The organism is Clostridioides mangenotii TR (genome assembly GCF_000498755.1).
Taxonomy (GTDB): domain Bacteria; phylum Bacillota; class Clostridia; order Peptostreptococcales; family Peptostreptococcaceae; genus Metaclostridioides; species Metaclostridioides mangenotii_A.
In genome coordinates, this window is sequence record NZ_AXUS01000021.1 from 24,980 (window position 1) to 42,659 (window position 17,680).

Annotated in this window: 16 protein-coding genes, 2 pseudogenes and 1 other annotated feature; of the genes and pseudogenes, 3 read left to right on the top strand and 15 right to left on the bottom strand. The window is 31.2% G+C overall.

Annotation, left to right across the window (positions count from 1 at the left end):
* Positions 1 to 4: 4 nt before the first annotated feature.
* Positions 5 to 163, bottom strand: a complete 159-nt coding sequence (locus tag T473_RS18525) for a hypothetical protein (protein WP_161627555.1) — start codon at positions 161 to 163, stop codon at positions 5 to 7.
* Between the two features lie 564 nt (positions 164 to 727).
* On the opposite strand from T473_RS18525, the gene mgtE reads away from it, so the two are divergent.
* Positions 728 to 2,056 carry a magnesium transporter gene (gene mgtE / locus T473_RS0111275; RefSeq protein ID WP_330369488.1) on the top strand — a complete coding sequence of 443 codons (1,329 nt, stop codon included), beginning with the start codon at positions 728 to 730 and terminating at the stop codon, positions 2,054 to 2,056.
* A gap of 51 nt (positions 2,057 to 2,107) precedes the next feature.
* On the opposite strand, the gene T473_RS18770 is transcribed toward mgtE, so the two are convergent.
* The 5 genes from T473_RS18770 to hpt all read right to left on the bottom strand — a co-directional run bounded on the left by T473_RS18770 (position 2,108) and on the right by hpt (position 5,603).
* Positions 2,108 to 2,272, bottom strand: coding sequence for a hypothetical protein (locus T473_RS18770; protein WP_162531329.1), 165 nt, complete (start codon positions 2,270 to 2,272; stop codon positions 2,108 to 2,110).
* Positions 2,273 to 2,434: 162 nt separating this feature from the next.
* Positions 2,435 to 2,656 (bottom strand): alpha/beta-type small acid-soluble spore protein, encoded by a 222-nt coding sequence (locus T473_RS0111285; RefSeq protein WP_024622003.1) that lies wholly within the window; start codon positions 2,654 to 2,656, stop codon positions 2,435 to 2,437.
* 152 nt (positions 2,657 to 2,808) lie between these two features.
* Entirely contained in the window at positions 2,809 to 4,035 is a 1,227-nt protein-coding gene (locus tag T473_RS0111290; protein ID WP_024622004.1) for a BaiN/RdsA family NAD(P)/FAD-dependent oxidoreductase, read from the bottom strand.
* Between the two features lie 15 nt (positions 4,036 to 4,050).
* A complete protein-coding gene (locus T473_RS0111295) occupies positions 4,051 to 4,983 on the bottom strand; it encodes a phosphatase PAP2 family protein (RefSeq protein ID WP_024622005.1) in 933 nt (310 codons plus the stop codon).
* 95 nt (positions 4,984 to 5,078) lie between these two features.
* Complete coding sequence (gene hpt, locus T473_RS0111300; RefSeq protein WP_024622006.1) at positions 5,079 to 5,603, bottom strand: hypoxanthine phosphoribosyltransferase; 525 nt, start codon at positions 5,601 to 5,603, stop codon at positions 5,079 to 5,081.
* Positions 5,604 to 5,789: 186 nt separating this feature from the next.
* Between hpt and T473_RS0111305 the strand changes: the two genes are divergently transcribed.
* Positions 5,790 to 6,869, top strand: coding sequence for a pyridoxal phosphate-dependent aminotransferase (locus T473_RS0111305; RefSeq protein WP_024622007.1), 1,080 nt, complete (start codon positions 5,790 to 5,792; stop codon positions 6,867 to 6,869).
* 129 nt (positions 6,870 to 6,998) lie between these two features.
* On the opposite strand, the gene T473_RS0111310 is transcribed toward T473_RS0111305, so the two are convergent.
* From T473_RS0111310 to T473_RS0111345, 9 genes and pseudogenes are all read right to left on the bottom strand, one after another.
* A complete protein-coding gene (locus tag T473_RS0111310) occupies positions 6,999 to 8,210 on the bottom strand; it encodes a dicarboxylate/amino acid:cation symporter (RefSeq protein ID WP_024622008.1) in 1,212 nt (403 codons plus the stop codon).
* A gap of 346 nt (positions 8,211 to 8,556) precedes the next feature.
* Entirely contained in the window at positions 8,557 to 8,943 is a 387-nt protein-coding gene (locus T473_RS0111315) for a YkvA family protein (protein WP_024622009.1), read from the bottom strand.
* Between the two features lie 170 nt (positions 8,944 to 9,113).
* Positions 9,114 to 9,428: a hypothetical protein gene (locus T473_RS16705; protein ID WP_152522299.1), complete on the bottom strand. Its 315-nt coding sequence runs from the start codon at positions 9,426 to 9,428 to the stop codon at positions 9,114 to 9,116.
* A gap of 124 nt (positions 9,429 to 9,552) precedes the next feature.
* Positions 9,553 to 10,550 (bottom strand): annotated as a pseudogene (gene asnA / locus T473_RS16710) (aspartate--ammonia ligase).
* A 68-nt stretch (positions 10,551 to 10,618) separates the two neighbouring features.
* Positions 10,619 to 10,868 (bottom strand) — a binding site (T-box leader).
* Between the two features lie 91 nt (positions 10,869 to 10,959).
* Positions 10,960 to 12,179: pseudogene (locus T473_RS16715) on the bottom strand (MalY/PatB family protein).
* Positions 12,180 to 12,455: 276 nt separating this feature from the next.
* Positions 12,456 to 12,662, bottom strand: a complete 207-nt coding sequence (locus tag T473_RS18120; protein WP_051365913.1) for a hypothetical protein — start codon at positions 12,660 to 12,662, stop codon at positions 12,456 to 12,458.
* The gene (locus T473_RS16720) at positions 12,662 to 13,639 is read right to left on the bottom strand and encodes a DUF3798 domain-containing protein (RefSeq protein WP_051365914.1); all 978 of its coding nucleotides are present in this window, start codon (positions 13,637 to 13,639) and stop codon (positions 12,662 to 12,664) included. The genes T473_RS18120 and T473_RS16720 overlap by 1 nt, the downstream gene beginning before the upstream one ends.
* 256 nt (positions 13,640 to 13,895) lie before the next feature.
* A complete protein-coding gene (brnQ, locus tag T473_RS0111340; protein WP_024622011.1) occupies positions 13,896 to 15,188 on the bottom strand; it encodes a branched-chain amino acid transport system II carrier protein in 1,293 nt (430 codons plus the stop codon).
* 133 nt (positions 15,189 to 15,321) lie between these two features.
* Positions 15,322 to 15,966: a pentapeptide repeat-containing protein gene (locus T473_RS0111345; protein ID WP_024622012.1), complete on the bottom strand. Its 645-nt coding sequence runs from the start codon at positions 15,964 to 15,966 to the stop codon at positions 15,322 to 15,324.
* Positions 15,967 to 16,271: 305 nt separating this feature from the next.
* On the opposite strand from T473_RS0111345, the gene T473_RS0111350 reads away from it, so the two are divergent.
* Positions 16,272 to 17,594 carry an NCS2 family permease gene (locus T473_RS0111350; protein ID WP_024622013.1) on the top strand — a complete coding sequence of 441 codons (1,323 nt, stop codon included), beginning with the start codon at positions 16,272 to 16,274 and terminating at the stop codon, positions 17,592 to 17,594.
* The last annotated feature ends 86 nt before the right edge of the window (positions 17,595 to 17,680 follow it).

Consider the following 17,680-nt stretch of genomic DNA (forward strand, 5'->3'; position numbering starts at 1 on the left):
TCTCCTATTGAATGCCATAAAGTGGAGCAGAAACGTCTGGACCAATCATTTTATATGGTATCCTATCGACTAACTCGCCTTTAAAATAGGCTGCCATACGTTCACTAACTGTCATAGTATTTTTATAATTATCTGTATCACGTAAAAGCTCTTCGTAATTCATTAAATTCCCCCTTTAGAATTTTGTCTCTAAACAGTGCAGTTAGACTATTTCATCATTGTCTATTATTAGTCTACACTTACAATTAACGCTAATCAAATCGGTTGTATCTATACAATTCAATCACCGTATTCAAATTATCTATTTATATACCACCACTTGTTTACATGGCTTATATATTATGCTTACATTATCTACTTCTTCCAAAACACCTCTGCAAATTTTACCTATTTGAGCCTCTTTGCCGTATTTTTTCGCTGCATAAATATATGCGTATAGGTTTTCTTTTTGAGTATCTCCCTAAAGTTGTATACAGGCTAATGTAAATACCGTCTTATCACTAGTCTACACTGCCAATCTGTGGTAATCCAATCGATTGTATCTATACGTCAATATATTGATATTTACATGATCTATCCTAATTTTATAAATTATCTTATAATACGCTAAACTATTTGACTATTCAAACACATGTTGTAATTGTATTTTTGTTATTATGAATAAATTGTATATTTGAAGAAATTATAGTAATAAGGAATTATTTGCATTTATAAGGAGGGAAGTATATTGAGATTAATGGGATTTATTAATTCCAGCGACTATATAGGTTTAAAAATGGAGCTTGAAAAATACAACGTAGTTGATATTGCAGACTTTTTAGAAACATTGAAACAAGATAAAATGGTACTTGTATTTAGACTGCTCCCTAAAGATATGAGTGCAGAAGTTTTTTCATATCTTACGAGCAATCAACAGCAATATCTAATAGAGTCTATTACCGACAGCGAAATAAGATATCTCTTGAACGGACTATTTGTCGATGATGCAGTGGATCTTTTAGAAGAAGTTCCAGCTAGTATGGTGAAAAAAATTCTAGAAAATATAAACGATGAAAAAAGAGTTCTTATAAATCAATATTTGAAATATAAATCGGACTCAGCTGGTAGTATAATGACTTCAGAGTTTGTAGAGCTAGGTTTAAAAAACACTGTAAAAGAAGCAATAGATATAATAAAGAAGACTGGATCAAATAAAGAGACGGTTTACACATGTTATGTGAAAAATAATGAAAGAAAACTGGTTGGTATAGTACCTCTTCGCACACTTATGTTTGAATCTGATGAAATTCTAGTTGAAGATGTTATGACTACCAAAATAATATCTATTACTACAAATGAAGATCAAGAGGTAGTTGCAGATATGATCAGAAAATACGATCTTCTTTCCCTTCCTGTTGTAGATAGCGAAAATAGGCTGGTCGGCATAATCACTGTAGATGATGCAATGGATGTAATAGAAGAAGAAAATACAGAAGACTTCGAAAAAATGGCGGCTATATCTCCATCAGAAAATGAATACCTTAGAACAGGAGTATGGGAACTGGCTAGAAACAGAATTGTTTGGCTATTAATCCTTATGTTATCCGCAACAATCACAGGCTCTATTATTTCTTATTTTGAAGATACACTAGCCGCAATGATAATCTTAACTACATTTATACCTATGCTTACAGATACTGGAGGAAATGCAGGATCACAGTCTGCAACTCTTGTAATAAGAGGACTAGCACTTGGAGAAATTAAAACAGGAGACTTTCTAAAAGTTTTGTGGAAAGAGTTTAGGGTAAGTTTGATATGTGGACTTATCCTATCAGTTGTCAACTTCTTAAGGCTTGTCTATATAAGCAAAGTTGGAATTGGAATTGCTTTTGTCGTCTGTATAACTATAGCTTTAACTGTTATAATTGCTAAATTAGTCGGAGGAGTTTTACCGATTGGAGCTAAAAAGCTTGGTTTTGACCCAGCTTTGATGGCAAGTCCACTTATAACGACTATAGTTGATTCTATAGTTTTAGTTCTTTATTTCTATGTCGCTTCAATTGTTTTAGGGATATAAATATAAAAATACCGATATTCAAATTAAAATTTGCATATCGGTATTTTTATTTTATCCAAGTGCCTTTTCTAATTTTGATAAGTACTGTATTGGATAGTATTTAAGTAACTCTTTAAACTGTTCCACTGTTAAACCTTCTGTAGTTGTATAAATTCTTATTTTTTCATCTAAATCTGCATTTATAAATTGAGTTTTTATTTCTTCAAAATTTACCATCATTTTCACTCCTTATTTGATAATTCTCTTGTTATTAGTCTATCCTCAAATAAAATTTTTATTACATTTTTTTTAAAATAAAAGAGCTATCTCCATTTCGAAGATTTACTCCAAAATTGAGATAGCTCTAGCTACATCTTGTAGCTCTTTAAATTGTTTAGACTATTGTTGTTTACCAGCCATTTGTTGCTCAGCCATTTCAACTAGTCTTTTTGTCATGTAACCACCTACATAACCGTTATCTCTTGATGTTAAATTTCCTTTGTCCATAGCTTGGTAGTTATTCATTCCTAACTCGTTAGCTATCTCCATTTTCATTTGGTTTAAAGCTTGTTTAGCTCCTGGAACTACTACTCTGTTTGAACTGTTGTTATTACTTGCCATAATGATTACCTTCCTTCTGTTGATTTATTTGTGTTGCTGATTATATTATGTGAAGATAATCTTTTTTAATTCAGGTAATTATTAACAAAAAAAATTAATTAATAAAAAGCTTTTATTCTTACAGCAATTCCTTTATTTTAGTATCTTTTTATCTAACAATTTAACCCAGCTAAGTATCCAGTTGAAAAAGCTATCTGTAAATTGAATCCTCCAGTATAGCCATCTACATCGATAACTTCTCCAGCAAAGTACAATCCTTTTACTAAATTAGATTCCATTGTACTTGCATTTATCTCACTTACTTTTACTCCTCCAGAAGTAACAATCGCTTCTTCAATTGGTCTGTATTTTTTTACAGTAAACTTAAGATTTTTAAGTAGATTGATTAAATTTTTTCTCTCTTCACGTGAAATTTGGTGCACTGGTTTATGCGGATCTATTTCGCTGAGCTCTATAATTATAGGAATCATCTTTTTAGGAAGTAAATCGTCTAAAGAGTTTTCAAATTTTTTATTGTTGTACTTTTTAAAATCTTTTTGAATTCTGCTATCCAATTTACTTTCGTTCAAAGCTGGTTTTAGATCTACTATAATAGTGTAGTTTTCTTTAGTTGTATCCTTCATCCTAGAGCTTGCTGATTTTATTATCGCTCCATCTAGTCCGAATTTAGTAAATTCCATCTCTCCAAAATCTGTGTACACTTTTTTATTTTTACTGTTGTACACATCTATACTCACATTTTTAAGCAAAAGCTTTTCAAGCAATGACACAAACTTTTCTTGAACCTCTATTCCAATAAGAGATGGCTTTGTATCAACAATTGTATGACCTTGTGATTTAGCGAATTTATATCCGTCGCCTGTTGATCCTGTAAGCGGATAACTTACTCCACCAGTAGCAATAATAACTGAATCACATTCTATCTCTTTGTTATTATCCAAGATTACTTTTTCAATTTTTTTATCTTCTGCTACTATCTTTAGCACCTTTGTGTTCAATAACACTTCTACATTGCTTTTTTTCAACTTTCTCTCAAGACATTTTACTACATCTACTGATTTGTCGCTCTCAGGAAATATTCTCTTCCCTCTTTCAACTCTTGTAGCTACTCCACCATCGTTAAACATTTTGACAACATCGTAATTTGTATATGTATAAAATGCACTGTACAAAAATTTACCGTTTGTGGGAACATTTTCTATAAAATCTTCTGTATCACAATCATTAGTAATATTACATCTACCTTTTCCTGTTATCAAAAGCTTTCTTCCAAGCTTGTGATTCTTTTCTATTAATGTTACCTTTTCTCCTCTATCTGAGGCAGTACAAGCAGCTAGTATTCCAGCTGGACCGCCACCAATCACTATTATTCTCTTCAAATAATCCACTCTCTTCTAATCTAATTTAATAATCTTAAAAAGCGCAGGTGCTCCTGCTATTGCGTAAAAAATAACCGCTGCATACCTTGTATAATCTAGAATCCATCTTAAAAACTCCAAACCTAGATTGCCAGTTATAAAAACTGTTAAAAGTTTTAATATAATATATAAAGCTCCTAGAGTAAAAAGCCCAAAAACCAGTCTCTTAACGTATATTTCTGCTAATTCTTTTACTGATCTTCTGCTGGAAAATCTTCCATACCTTCCTCCGATTACGCCAGGTCTTGATTTTCTACTTAAGTCTGTACTAAAATTTATATATTTATCTTCTACGATATATCCAAATAAAAACCCTGTAAATATACCAAACATTTTTAAAAACTCATGACTCTGTATAAATAATGCGTATACAAAAAACGCTATAAACATTAAAATCATAGGTGTATAGTTTTTAGTACCATCCACGTAGTCAAAAACTTTTCCAAGTAAAATTGTAAAAATTATGCCGAAAATCCAACCGAAAAGTACATCTAATGGCCAATGCACCGCTAAATATAGTCTCGATATTCCAACGCCTACTATCATAATGAATGCAATTACATATAAAAACTTCTTTTTAAAACAGTCTGAAATGCTAATCCAAAATGTTGTTGCCATATGCGTGTGCATACTCGGAAATGAATAACCTCCTGCAGTATTTACTCTCAACGATTTTAACCCTGGGCTACCAATTGGTCTAGGAGCCCTTACAAATTCCTTTATAAAAGAATTTAATGCTATATTACCACACAGTGAAAACAAAATCTTTTGTCCAAATTTTTTATTTATGCACCAGTATACAATAGCAGTTATAAACACAATAATAACTTCAGCACTAATTGAAAACATTAAAAATACCATATTTAAAAAAACTGATCTAATACTTTGCAAAAACAACAGTATATCCATATTTATCTCCTAGCAAATTATTTAAAATTCACAAATAATTAAAAAGTAAAAGCCTACCAATTAAGGTAAGCCTCTGTATTTAAACTCTTAAAACCTTATATATCTTCTACAAAAGCTATATAAGGTAGATTTCTATACTTCTCATCATAGTCAATTCCATATCCAACTATAAATTTATCTTCAATAACAAATCCTACATAATCTACATATATATCTGCTGTACGTCTTTCTGGTTTGTCCAAAAGTGTACATAGTTTTAAAGACTTTGGCTTTCTAGTCTCTAAAGTCGCAACTAAATTGCTAAGTGTAAGACCTGAATCTATTATATCTTCAACTACTAAAACATTTTTACCTTCGATATTTACATCTAGATCCTTTAATATTTTAACTGAACCAGATGTTTGAGTTCCTGCACCATAACTAGATACGCTCATAAAATCGATATTTACATCTAAATCGATACATCTGATTAAATCTGCAACAAACACACTTGCTCCTTTTAAGATTCCAACTACAAGGACATCTTCTCCTTTATAATCTTTCTCTATTTGTTTTGCTAATTCAAATACTTTAGCTTTTATCTCTTCTTCTGACAACATTACCCCTGTGATCTTATACATTTTTATCCTCCGTTTCAAAAATCAACTCATATAAAGTATAACATATGAAAATCTCAAATTGAATAAATTTCAGACATTTTGATGCTAAATTAGATATAATTTAAATTTCTGATAAAAATTTGGAATATACTATTATTTATATTATAATTACTATATCAAATAGATAATTATAATGGAGGATTTAAAATGAAAAATAACCATGGTGCAAATTTGTACGATCTATCTAGAAAATATGGATTCTCTAAAGAAGAGTTTATGGATTTTAGCTCGAATATAAATCCTTTTGGGGCATCTCAAAAAGCAAAAGATTTTATTATAAATAACATGGATTTTGTATCTATGTACCCAGACCCTGATTATATAAATTTAAAAAAATCTATTTCAGGATACTGTAAATGTAAAAAAGAAAACATGATACTTGGAAGTGGTGCAACAGAACTTATATCTCAGTATATTAATACAATTAATCCTAAAAAATCGCTGCTGTTATCACCTGCTTATTCTGAGTACGAAAAAGAACTAAAGTCGATTGGATCAAAAATTGATAAGTACTTTAATAAATCTGAGGATAACTTCAAAATAAATGTGGACAACTTAATTTCACATATATCAAACAACAAGTACGATATTATAGTGATCTGCAATCCCAATAATCCAACTGGATTTGCTTTTACTAAAATTGAACTTGAAAAAATAATAAAATCTACAGATACATTTATAATGGTGGATGAGACTTACATCGAGTTTACTGATACCGATATCTACTCAGCTACACAGTTAGTAGACGATTATCCAAATCTTTTTGTAATTAGAGGTACTTCTAAATTTTTTTCTACTCCGGGAATTAGACTTGGATACGGACTTATTTCAAATGACGATATTAAAAATAAAATCCAAAGCCATATGGATCTGTGGAATATAAATGTTATCGCATCTAATATGGGAGAAATAATGTTTGCAGATAAAAGCTATATAAACGAAACTATAAATGCTATAAGCGATGAGAGGTCTTATCTTTTAAACGAACTCGAAAAAATAGATAAAATCGAAGCTTTTGATACACAAGGAAACTTTATACTTTGCAAGATAAAATCAGGTCTTATGACTGCTGCTGATCTTAGAATGAAGCTTATTCCTAATAAGATAATTGTTAGAGACTGTGCTTCATTTGAAGGTTTAGATGAGTACTTCTTTAGAGTGTGTACATTGAAACACGAAGAGAATGAGCTTTTAATTAAATCGTTAAATGAAATTTTCTGTGATTAGTCGATAGAATTTTCAGGTATTTTACTTCAATAAATAAAGGGATGAACAGGTCTAAATATAACTTGTTCATCCCTTACTGTTTGTATAAATTGTTTGTACTTATTCGAGATTGAATATTCTCGATCGAGACTAGGCAGTCTTTTCTTTTCCGCCATTTTTTCTATTAAGTCTGTTGTTTATCTTATCGACAATTACAGCTATTGCATTATCTCCAGATACATTGGCAGCAGTACCGAAACTGTCTTGAGTTAAGTATAAAGCGATCATTAAACTTGCCAATCCTCCATCTGAAGGTATTCCAACCATTGGTAAGAATGGAAGTGCACTCATTATCGCTCCACCTGGTGCTCCTGGCGCTGCAACCATTGCAACCCCTAGCATAGCAATATATGGGAATATTACTCCTGCTCCGTATGGCATACCGTTCATCATTAAAACAGCAACTGTAAAGCAAGTGATAGATATCATACTTCCAGCTAGATGTATAGTAGCGCAAAGTGGAACAACAAACTCTCTTATCTGCTTGCTCACACCATTCTTTTCAGCACATTCTACGTTAACTGGTATAGTAGCCGCTGAAGATTGAGTTCCTACAGCTGTTAAATATCCTGGTACTTGATTTTTTATAAGTTGGAAAGGGTTCTTACCTGAATAAGCTCCTGCAGCCACAAACATACATGCAACGTATATTAAGTGCAGAGGTATAACTATTAAGTACACTCTCCAGAATATATTAAGTATATTCCAAACTTGTCCTGCATAAGTTATATTAGCAAACGTACCAGCTATGTATAATGGTAATAAAGGTATAATTACAGTTGACAACGTTTTAGTAACTATTTCTTGGAAATCTTGGAAGAAACTAAACATTACTTCTCCTTTTCCATGATTTCTAAGTGCTGATATCCCAAGACCCATCATAAATGCAAATATTATTGCAGCAGTTACATCTACCATTGGTTCAAGTGGTATCGTGAAAATTGCAGATAACATTCCTGCCTCTGGATCGCCTATTTGACTAGCAACGCTAGGATCTATAAACGATGGGAATACTAATGTTGCAATAGTAAAAGCTATAAGACCTGCTATTAGTGTTGAACTATAAGATATTGCAGTTGTTATTCCCAATAATTTTCCTGCTCCAGTTGCTAGGTCCGCTATACCTGCTGTTACAAATCCAATAATTATAAATGGTATAACGAATTTTAAGAATGCAGCAAACAGAGTACTGATTGTAACTAAAACTTGAACGAATCCTTTTGGTAAAAAGCTTCCGATAAGAATACCGGCTATGATACCTAAAATTAGCTTAGGCACCAAACCTAATTTTTTCTTTTCCATAATTCTTTTCCCCCCATAATTTTTTTGCATAGTTAACGTTTTCATTACATTTCTAACAAATATAACATTATTTTAACAAATGCAATACCTTTATAATAGTAAATTTAATCACTCTAGTCAAGATTATGTCTAATTTTCCTAAATTTAAAATATATCAAACTTTTTAAAAAATAATTAAACACAACTTTTGATTTTATTTTATTTGATATTATTTACATAAAAAATAGCTATCTCAAATTTATTTTGAGATAGCTATTTTAATTCTAAACAATATTAAGGATCTTATTTTTTACCTTAATCTCGACTTCAATTCTAATTCGATTTTGACTTCAACTTAACCTATACATTAATCATCATCTTTTACTTTGAAATTAACATCGTCTATAACGTTTGGATCCTTTGCTTCGCCGATACTCTTTTTGTACTTTTGTACTTCCTCGCTCATAATACCTAAAAACCAAATTAGAATTATTAGATCATCGATAAATCCAAATCCTCCGAAAATAGATTCTGGCATTAGATCAATAGGAGATCCAAAATATACTAACGTGAATACGAACGAACCAATAACCTTTAATTTGCTAAATACACTCCCTCTGACGTCAAATAAAAATTCTGGCAGTTTGAATATATTTGTAATAAATAAAAGACCAAACTTTGCATTTTTAAATCGAACTAGTATTTTCTTAAAGAAATCTAAAATTCTGTTTATTATATTAATGAAAATATCCATATTTATCACCTTCCAAGCTTACTACGTGAGTTTGATTTTCATCACTGACCCTATATCTCATTCAAATACTTATTTATCTAATAGTAATTAAATTGTATCATTATAAATTAGGGTAAACAAGGTGTTTATTATGCATCTACATTTTATCCTTTATAATCTTATGAAATAGTTTAGGGTAGATATAAATTTTTCTTATTTAGCAATTTTATCTTCTGGATTTTTTTCATAGATGTTTTATTTCTAATTAAATTCTTTAACTTACATATATATTGTAATTCACATACCAATATACGCAAGTAAAGGTTCCAATTTTTTTTGTCTGTCCAATCGCATTTCTGACCCAATGCACACATCAAAGCAGATTGCCATGGTTCATAGGTTTCTGGGTCTTTTTTAGCAACTGCTTTTTGTAACAATTTACAGAGTGTTTTATCTTTAAAAATCATCACATCTTCATCCCATGCCCCACGACAGTAACAAACCAAAACAAATGAGACTTCTTTAATACTCCAATAATATTATTCAATTAATCAGTTATACACTTTTCATACTGACAGAATGAAATAGCGTTCTTACTTTAGTAAAAGCACCTACAGTATTGAATTTAAATTATAATAACCTAACTCCAGATTCATTGCATTCATCTATCATTTCCTGTGGCCATATTCCAACTTGAACTTCTCCTATATGAGCTTTTCTCAAGAAGAACATACATATTCTAGACTGACCGATACCTCCACCTACAGTGTATGGAAGCTCCCCATTAAGTAACATCTTATGGTAGTCAAGTTCTTTTCTGTCCTGACATCCAGTTATATTTAACTGATTGTCTAAAGTCTCTTCATCTACTCTAACTCCCATTGACGATAGTTCTAAAACTTCATCTAGTACTGGATTGTAGAATAGTATATCTCCGTTTAATTCCCAGTCATCATAATCTGGACTTCTTCCATCATGTTTTTGCCCTGAAGTTAATGTAACTCCTATTTGCATCAAGAATACAGCTTTCTTATCTTTTACTATTGCATTTTCTCTCTCTTTTGGATCTAAATCAGGATACATATCAAGTAGTTCCTGAGAAGTTAAATAGTATATCTCTTCTGGAAGAATCGGTTTTATATCGTAAATACCGCATACATACTCTTCTGTGTTCTTAAACACTTTGTATAATCTGCTAACCGTCTCTTTTAATTTATCTATATTTCTGCTCTCTTTATCGATTACAAATTCCCAGTCCCATTGATCCACGTAAAGTGAATGTATATTATCTAGCTCTTCATTTTTTCTTATTGCGTTCATATCAGTGTATATTCCACTATCTACTGGAAATCCGTATTTCTTTAGGGCAAGTCTCTTCCACTTAGCAAGAGATTGCACTATTTCAGCGTTTTTCCCATGAAAGGAATATCAAAGTTAACTGCTTTTTCTCCATTAAGATTGTCGTTAGCCCCAGTCTCTGGTAGAACAAATAACGGTGAAGATACCCTCGTTAGATTTAATTCTCTACTTAAATTAGATTCAAAAAAATCCTTTAATTCTTTTATAGCTATTTGAGTTTCTAAAGTTCCCAAATTGCTTTTATATCCTTTTGGTATTATCTTTTTCATATCGTTACACTCCTTATAATATAAATTTATATCTAATAATTTTCAATAAAAAAAGCCCTTCATCCCTACAAAGGGACGAAAGGCTACTCTTCCGCGGTACCACCCGAATTAGTTTATAATTAAACTCTCTCATATGTACAGATTATCTCGATACATTCCAATATTGTAACGGTTTGGCTCCGTCTAAGCCTACTAACTAAAAGCTTTCGGTTAGAAACTCCGGGACGTTCTTCAATACAGATATTGTTATTGGTCTTTCACCATCACCAACTCGCTAAAACTCTAAGCCGTATTTACTCTTCCTTTCAAAGTCTTTATCAGTTCGATTAATTCTTATTGACTATAATAAGATATTAATTATCTTTTGTCAATACATTTTATTTTGAATTTTTTAAATATTATTTTAAATTTATAATGAGCCAAGTGCATCTTTCATTTTGATTAAGCACTCTTCAAGTATTGATTTTGAACAAGCTGCATTGATTCTTTCAAAACCAATTCCCTCTTTTCCAAATATATATCCCTCATCAAGAAGAATATTTGCTTTTTTAATCATCAAGTCTTCAAGTTCCACTTCGTTTAATCCGTAAGAAGTCAAATCTAACCACACTAAATAAGTTCCCTCTGGATAAATCAACTTTGCTTTTGGAAGGTTAATTTCTAAATACTCTTTAATAAAATCAATATTTTTATCTAGGTAATCGTTTAATTCATCAAGCCAGTTTTCGCTTTCATTATATGCCGCTACTGTAGATACTATCGCAAATGGATTTGGAGTATTAACTCCACCAGTTGCAATTACCTCATCTAGATATTTCTTTTTAAGTTCAGCATTATTTATAATAATATTTGATAATTGCATTCCTGCCAAGTTAAAAGTTTTACTCGGAGCAACACAAGTCACTATCTTTTCCTTGTAATCATTACAAAGTAACTGTATCGGTGTATGCTTAATTCCCTTTCTTACAAGGTCAGAGTGTATTTCATCAGCAACTATCCATACATCGTGTTTTTTACATATATCAACTACTCTTCTAAGCTCGTCTTCATGCCAAACCCTACCGACTGGATTATGAGGCTACACAAAATTAAAGCCTTATTCTTTGGATCCTTTGCTTTTTCCTCTAAATCATCGTAATCCATTTTATATGTACCATCTTCATAAATCAAAGAATTATTTACAACTTTTCTATCATTTTTTTCAATCTTATTAGCAAAAGGATAGTAAACGGGTCTTTGTATGATAACCCCATCCTCAGGATTGGTAAGAATTCTAACTAGTATAGCCAATGCAGGAACAACACCAGGAGCGAATACCACGCTTTTTCTGTCTATCTCCCAGTCAAATCTTCTTTTGAACCAATTGCAAAACGCATCAAAATACTCATCAGAATTATTAGAGCTATAGCCAAATATCTTATGGTCAACTCTATCGTGTAGAGCCTTTATTATAGGATCAGCACATTCAAAATCCATATCGGCAACCCATAGAGGTAGACTATCTTTTTGAGCTTTAGGAGAGCACATAGTTCTAAAATCCCACTTCACAGAATCTGTACCTATTCTATCTACTACTTTGTCAAAATCATACTTACCCATTTTAACACCTCCAAAAAAGTTAAAAATCATAGTTTCTTACAACTGCATTATATCTGATTATTAGTATATTTTTAAACAAATAATTTTTAAAAGTTGTTTTTAAACAACTTTCTAAAAAATATAAATACCCCAAATCTTTATAAAAAAATCAGGCAACAAAAATCACCTGAGTTAAACAATAATGTAATTTAATAGCTTTAACCTGCAAAACATATCGATTTTATTATATGATCGACAATCAATTTCGTACCGATAAAATTGCTTTTGAGCGAATATGATAAATCGATATGTTTTGTGGCAAGCCCTTTAATAGATTAACGGATCTAATCCCATAAGTTGATAATTGTAAATTGTATCGCTAAAATCTTCAAACTTTGTCCCAACTCCGTACTTATTCTCTGCAAAAGCTTCTAAATACTCATCATCGCATACATCTTCTTGAGTAAGGTCTTCTATTACCATCTCATAAGCTAATTCTGTTGCAAACCTTGTCAAAAATACATCGTAAGGCATTATGTATCCTCCAAGCCTACTAGATAGGCCATATTTTTTGCACCTTCGCTTATTTTATCATTTAACTTCTCGTAGTTTACCTCATCCTTTTTAGCAACTTTAAATCCCATAACTTCTGGATAACTCTTAGATGGATTTGGAGTGCTTTGCTCAGCTACAATATATTTTAAATCCTTAGCTTTGTCGAGTATAATAGTATCTAAATCTTCATTAGCCCCAAACACATTTATTTCTTTGCCAAATTTATTAACTTGGCTTTCAATATTTTTCTCTAAAAAATCCTTCATAACTTCTTTCTCTTGGTCATTTGTATAGTTCGGTAGTCCGATTTCCACAAATCCTATTTGCTCATCTTTACAAGCAATTTTAATTTGATCTTTTCTTTCTAATATCTTCTTATCAGTTAGATCTTGTGGTGTTGAGTAGTGGACAAACGTCTTCGCTCCAAGCTTTTTAGCTAACTTAACCATCGAAATAGCTCTCTGTTTTGGATTCATCCCTAAGTTTACATCTACATATTCACTTAAATCGTTTACACTCTCTCCCATTGGTGCAGACATAGTTATTACTTCAGGTCTTTTCTTTTTAACATTCTTTAGTGCGGGTAAAAGTCCTGGCTCCTCTGTTGCAATTACAAAAGCCTGTACAGTTTTATCCTTCGCAAGTTTCTCTATCTTCTTTTCAGTTTCAGATGGATTTTTTTCAAAATTCATTGGAAGAACTTCGTGAATGATCTCTTGCTTTGGGTTTTTCTTACCTTTCTCTTCTTCTTCTAATTTCTTCTTTTTAATGTCTTTTATTAAAGTATTTACGGCATCGTATTGATTTTTATTTACATTTTTACTTTCGGTAAATACAATAACCTTAAAATCTTTTACTTCTTCTTTTTTATTTTTATTCTTTGTCAACATACTACATCCTGACGTCATAACCACTAATGTCATCGTCATCAGCAGTGCTGTAACTTTTTTAAACATATTTCTAGAGCCTCCTGATTGCATTAAATTATCGCATAATTATATTAATATCTACAAATTAACTATCATTTAATTTTATCATATTTTATGTCAAATTTATATAGGAATGATAGCATAAAAAAACCTATTAAGAATTCAAACTTTTCCTTGAGTTCTCCATAGGTTTTTATATAAGTTCACAAGCTTTACTAATTCACTTATTTTTATTCGCTACTCTTATATTAACTGTTACATAATGCGTTATAGAATTTTAACTTTATGCATTTTGAGAATGATCGTTTGATCCTCTATTTATAAAAGATCCTATAAGCCCAAATATTACTGCTGGTATAATCCAGTTGAAACCTAAATCTGCAAGTGGAATTTGATTTATAAATCCACATGTACCAGTCAAACTGTAAAGTATATTAAACATGCTCGTAGCTAGTGTCGCATATGCAGCCCCTTTAAATGCATTGTCATTTTTAATGTGAGCTCCTGCAAGTGTCATCAATACTAACACAAGCAGTACTGGATATACAAGTTGAAGTATAGGTACTGAAAACGTAATTATAAAATCAACACCTAAGTTTGCTATTACTGTACTTGCCGCACAAATTCCAATTACATATTGCTCATACTTGATCTTTGTTATTCCGGCAAAATAGTTTGCTATAGCAGAAGTAAGCCCTATTGCAGTAGTCAAACAAGCAAGTGCTACTATAAGTCCAAGTATAGCTTTGCCAGTATATCCATATAGTAAGTTTGTGATCTCAACTAGTAAAGACGCCTGTGGTACATCTGTACCAAACATCGTAGATACTGTAGATCCTAAGAATGCAAGACCACCGTACACAAGACCTAGGAATACACAAGCTACTACCCCAGATTTAATAGTCATGCTTATTTTTTGTTTTTCGTCTGTATATCCTTTATGCGCTAAAGATAACAACATAATAGTTGCCATTGAAGCAGCGCCCAACGCGTCCATAGTCTGATATCCTTGCGTAAATCCTTCTGCAAATAAATTTCGATCTATCAACTGTGCTGGATTTGGATCCGCTATTGGAGAAATAATTCCTTTAATAATTAATATAAATAGTACTAATAATAATGCAGGTGTTAAAAACTTCCCTATTATGTCGATTACTTTTGAACCTTTTATTGTTAAAACAAGTGTAAGCGCAAAGAATATCATCGAACAAATTATTCTTGATAGGCTTCCAAAATCACCTATTATAGGCATTATTCCCATTTCGTAAGTTGTCGCCGCCGTTCTTGGTATTACTAGTAGAGCAAGGCACGAAAGCGCTGCAATACTTATAATTCTTGCTAAAGTTTTACCTGACCTAGAAAGTATATCGTCAAGACTTCCCGAACATTTAGCTGAAGCTATTATGACTAAAAGTGCGATACCAGCATCTGCTAAAACAAACGCAAATATTGATAAAAGCCAATTTTGCCCAGATACTAAACCTAAATACGGTGGAAACAATAAATTACCAGCTCCAAAGAACATTGAAAAAAGTGCAAATCCTACTATAATAATGTCTTTCATCTGTTTACTCATAAGCCAACCTCCAATCCCAAATTAAATTAATTTTTTATATTCCAGAAATAAAGTATAATATAATTTGCAGAATTGTGTCAATTTTTTAGATTTCATTAAATAAATTAAATTTTCTGTTAAATGTACCTTTTTTTTATTTGATTTTAATTCCCATAAATCTAGTAAAATCTAATGCTTGAGCAACACTGCATTTAACACCTTTTATATCTTCAATACGAACTTCAATATCCTCTACACTGCTCGTTGATATGTCTAGATTTTTTAATTTTGATCCTGTAAAAATAGCTCTATTTAATTCGACTTTGTCCACAGCAAATTTTTCATTTTTTATTTCTTGAAATACAGCTTCTGAAAAATCAGATTGAACTATATTTACTCCGCTAAATTTTGAGTAAGAAAAATTAGAGTATCTAGCCATTGAATTTATAAACAACACATTTTTAAAAAATGAGTCCTCCAACCTAGTCCCTAAAAGTTTACAGTTTTTGAATTCAACTCTGTATATACTGCTATCACTAAATATGCAGTTAGAGAAATCGCAGTTTTCAAAAACTACATCTAAAAGATCTATCTTCTTTAAATCGCAATCTAAAAAAACGACATTTCTAAATACACATGAATCAAAACTTAATTTTAAATTATACAATTCTTCTATAACCACATCTTCAACTATACTATCTTCTAATTTATTATTAAATTTTAATTCCTCGTAAACGTCTGCTGTCTCAGTAAGTACCTCTGATATTTTTGGCTTATCAATATTTATTAATTTTACCACTTATTTATTCCCTCCAATACTATAAACTATTAATATAATACTTGAAAAATGAACAAAATACTATAATAAAATATTTTTAGAAGCTATAGAATCAAACTATGATCTAAATGATCGATATCTATCATTATATATCTAAAATCCGATCAATAAATACGAATATTATTTTGTCTTTATATCTCTTTACCTGTTTTTAAAGTAATAAACACGAATATTATACGTTTATTTATTGCAAATAATCTTATTTTGGTTTATAATACAAAATATAAATAAAAAGTTATAAATAATACATGGAGGTATATGAAGCAATGACAAATAACAATAATGGTCAGCTTTCAGTTTTTTTGGACAAGCAATTTAAAATAAGTGAACGTGGTTCTAATATCAAAACTGAAGTAATTGCCGGAATAACTACATTTTTAACTATGGCGTACATAGTATTCGTAAATCCCGCAATACTATCAACTACTGGAATGGACAAAGCAGCACTTATAACAGTTACTATATTAGCATCAGCAATCGGTACATTGATAATGTCACTTATAGCAAATGCACCATTCGCATTAGCTCCTGGCATGGGATTAAATGCCTTTTTCACATACTCATTAGTACTTGGAGCCGGCATACCATGGCAAACAGCTCTAGGTGTTGTATTTTTATCTGGATGTGTATTCTTAGTTCTAGCAGTAACTGGACTTAGAAAAGCTGTAGCAGACGCTATACCAAAAGATTTAGCTCAGGCAGCTGCGGCAGGAATTGGGCTTTTTATATCATTTGTAGGACTTAAAAGTATGGGACTTGTAACTTCAAATCCTGACACTATTGTAGCTATGGGTAAATTTACTCCAACAGTTTTAATATCAATTTTAGGTCTAGCTCTTATGGCTATCCTAGAATATAAAAAGGTTACAGGAAGTATTCTTATAAGTATAATAATTACTACTATAATTTCAATAATATTTGGTTTTACAGAATTACCAAAAGCAATTATATCAATGCCACCAAGTATAGCTCCAATAGCCTTTAAATTAGATATTATGGCGGCACTTAAATTTTCACTAATCGGACCAATTTTCTCTTTTATGTTTATAGATTTATTTGATTCTCTATCACTATTAATTACTTGTTGCAAGAAAATGGGATTAGAAGACAAAGACGGAAACATAAAAGGATTAAATAAAATGCTTTACGCAGACGTATCTGCAACAATCATAGGTTCATTCTTAGGTACTAGTACTGTAACTACTTATGCTGAATCAGCATCAGGTATTGCAGCAGGAGCGAGAACTGGACTAGCAACAGTAGTAACATCGTCTCTATTCATACTAGCTTTAATATTTACTCCTCTATTGGGAATAGTGCCGACATATGCAGCTTCACCAGCATTAGTAATGGTTGGAGTGTTTATGTTCCAAAACATTAAAAATATCGACTTTACTGATATGAAGATTGCTGTACCAGGATTTTTAACAATAATAATGATGCCTCTTACTTACAGTATAAGTACAGGATTATGTTTCGGATTTATATCATATGTACTTATGCACGTAGTAGCTAAAGAGACAAATAAGATAAGCATCGCGCTTTGGATAATCGGAATTTTAGCAGCAGTAAACTTGATGTTAACTTAATTCTAAGATAACATAAATATTTTTAATTTAATTTAATCATTAATAAAGCAAAAAGAGAGCTTCCCCAGCTCTCTTTTTGCTTTACT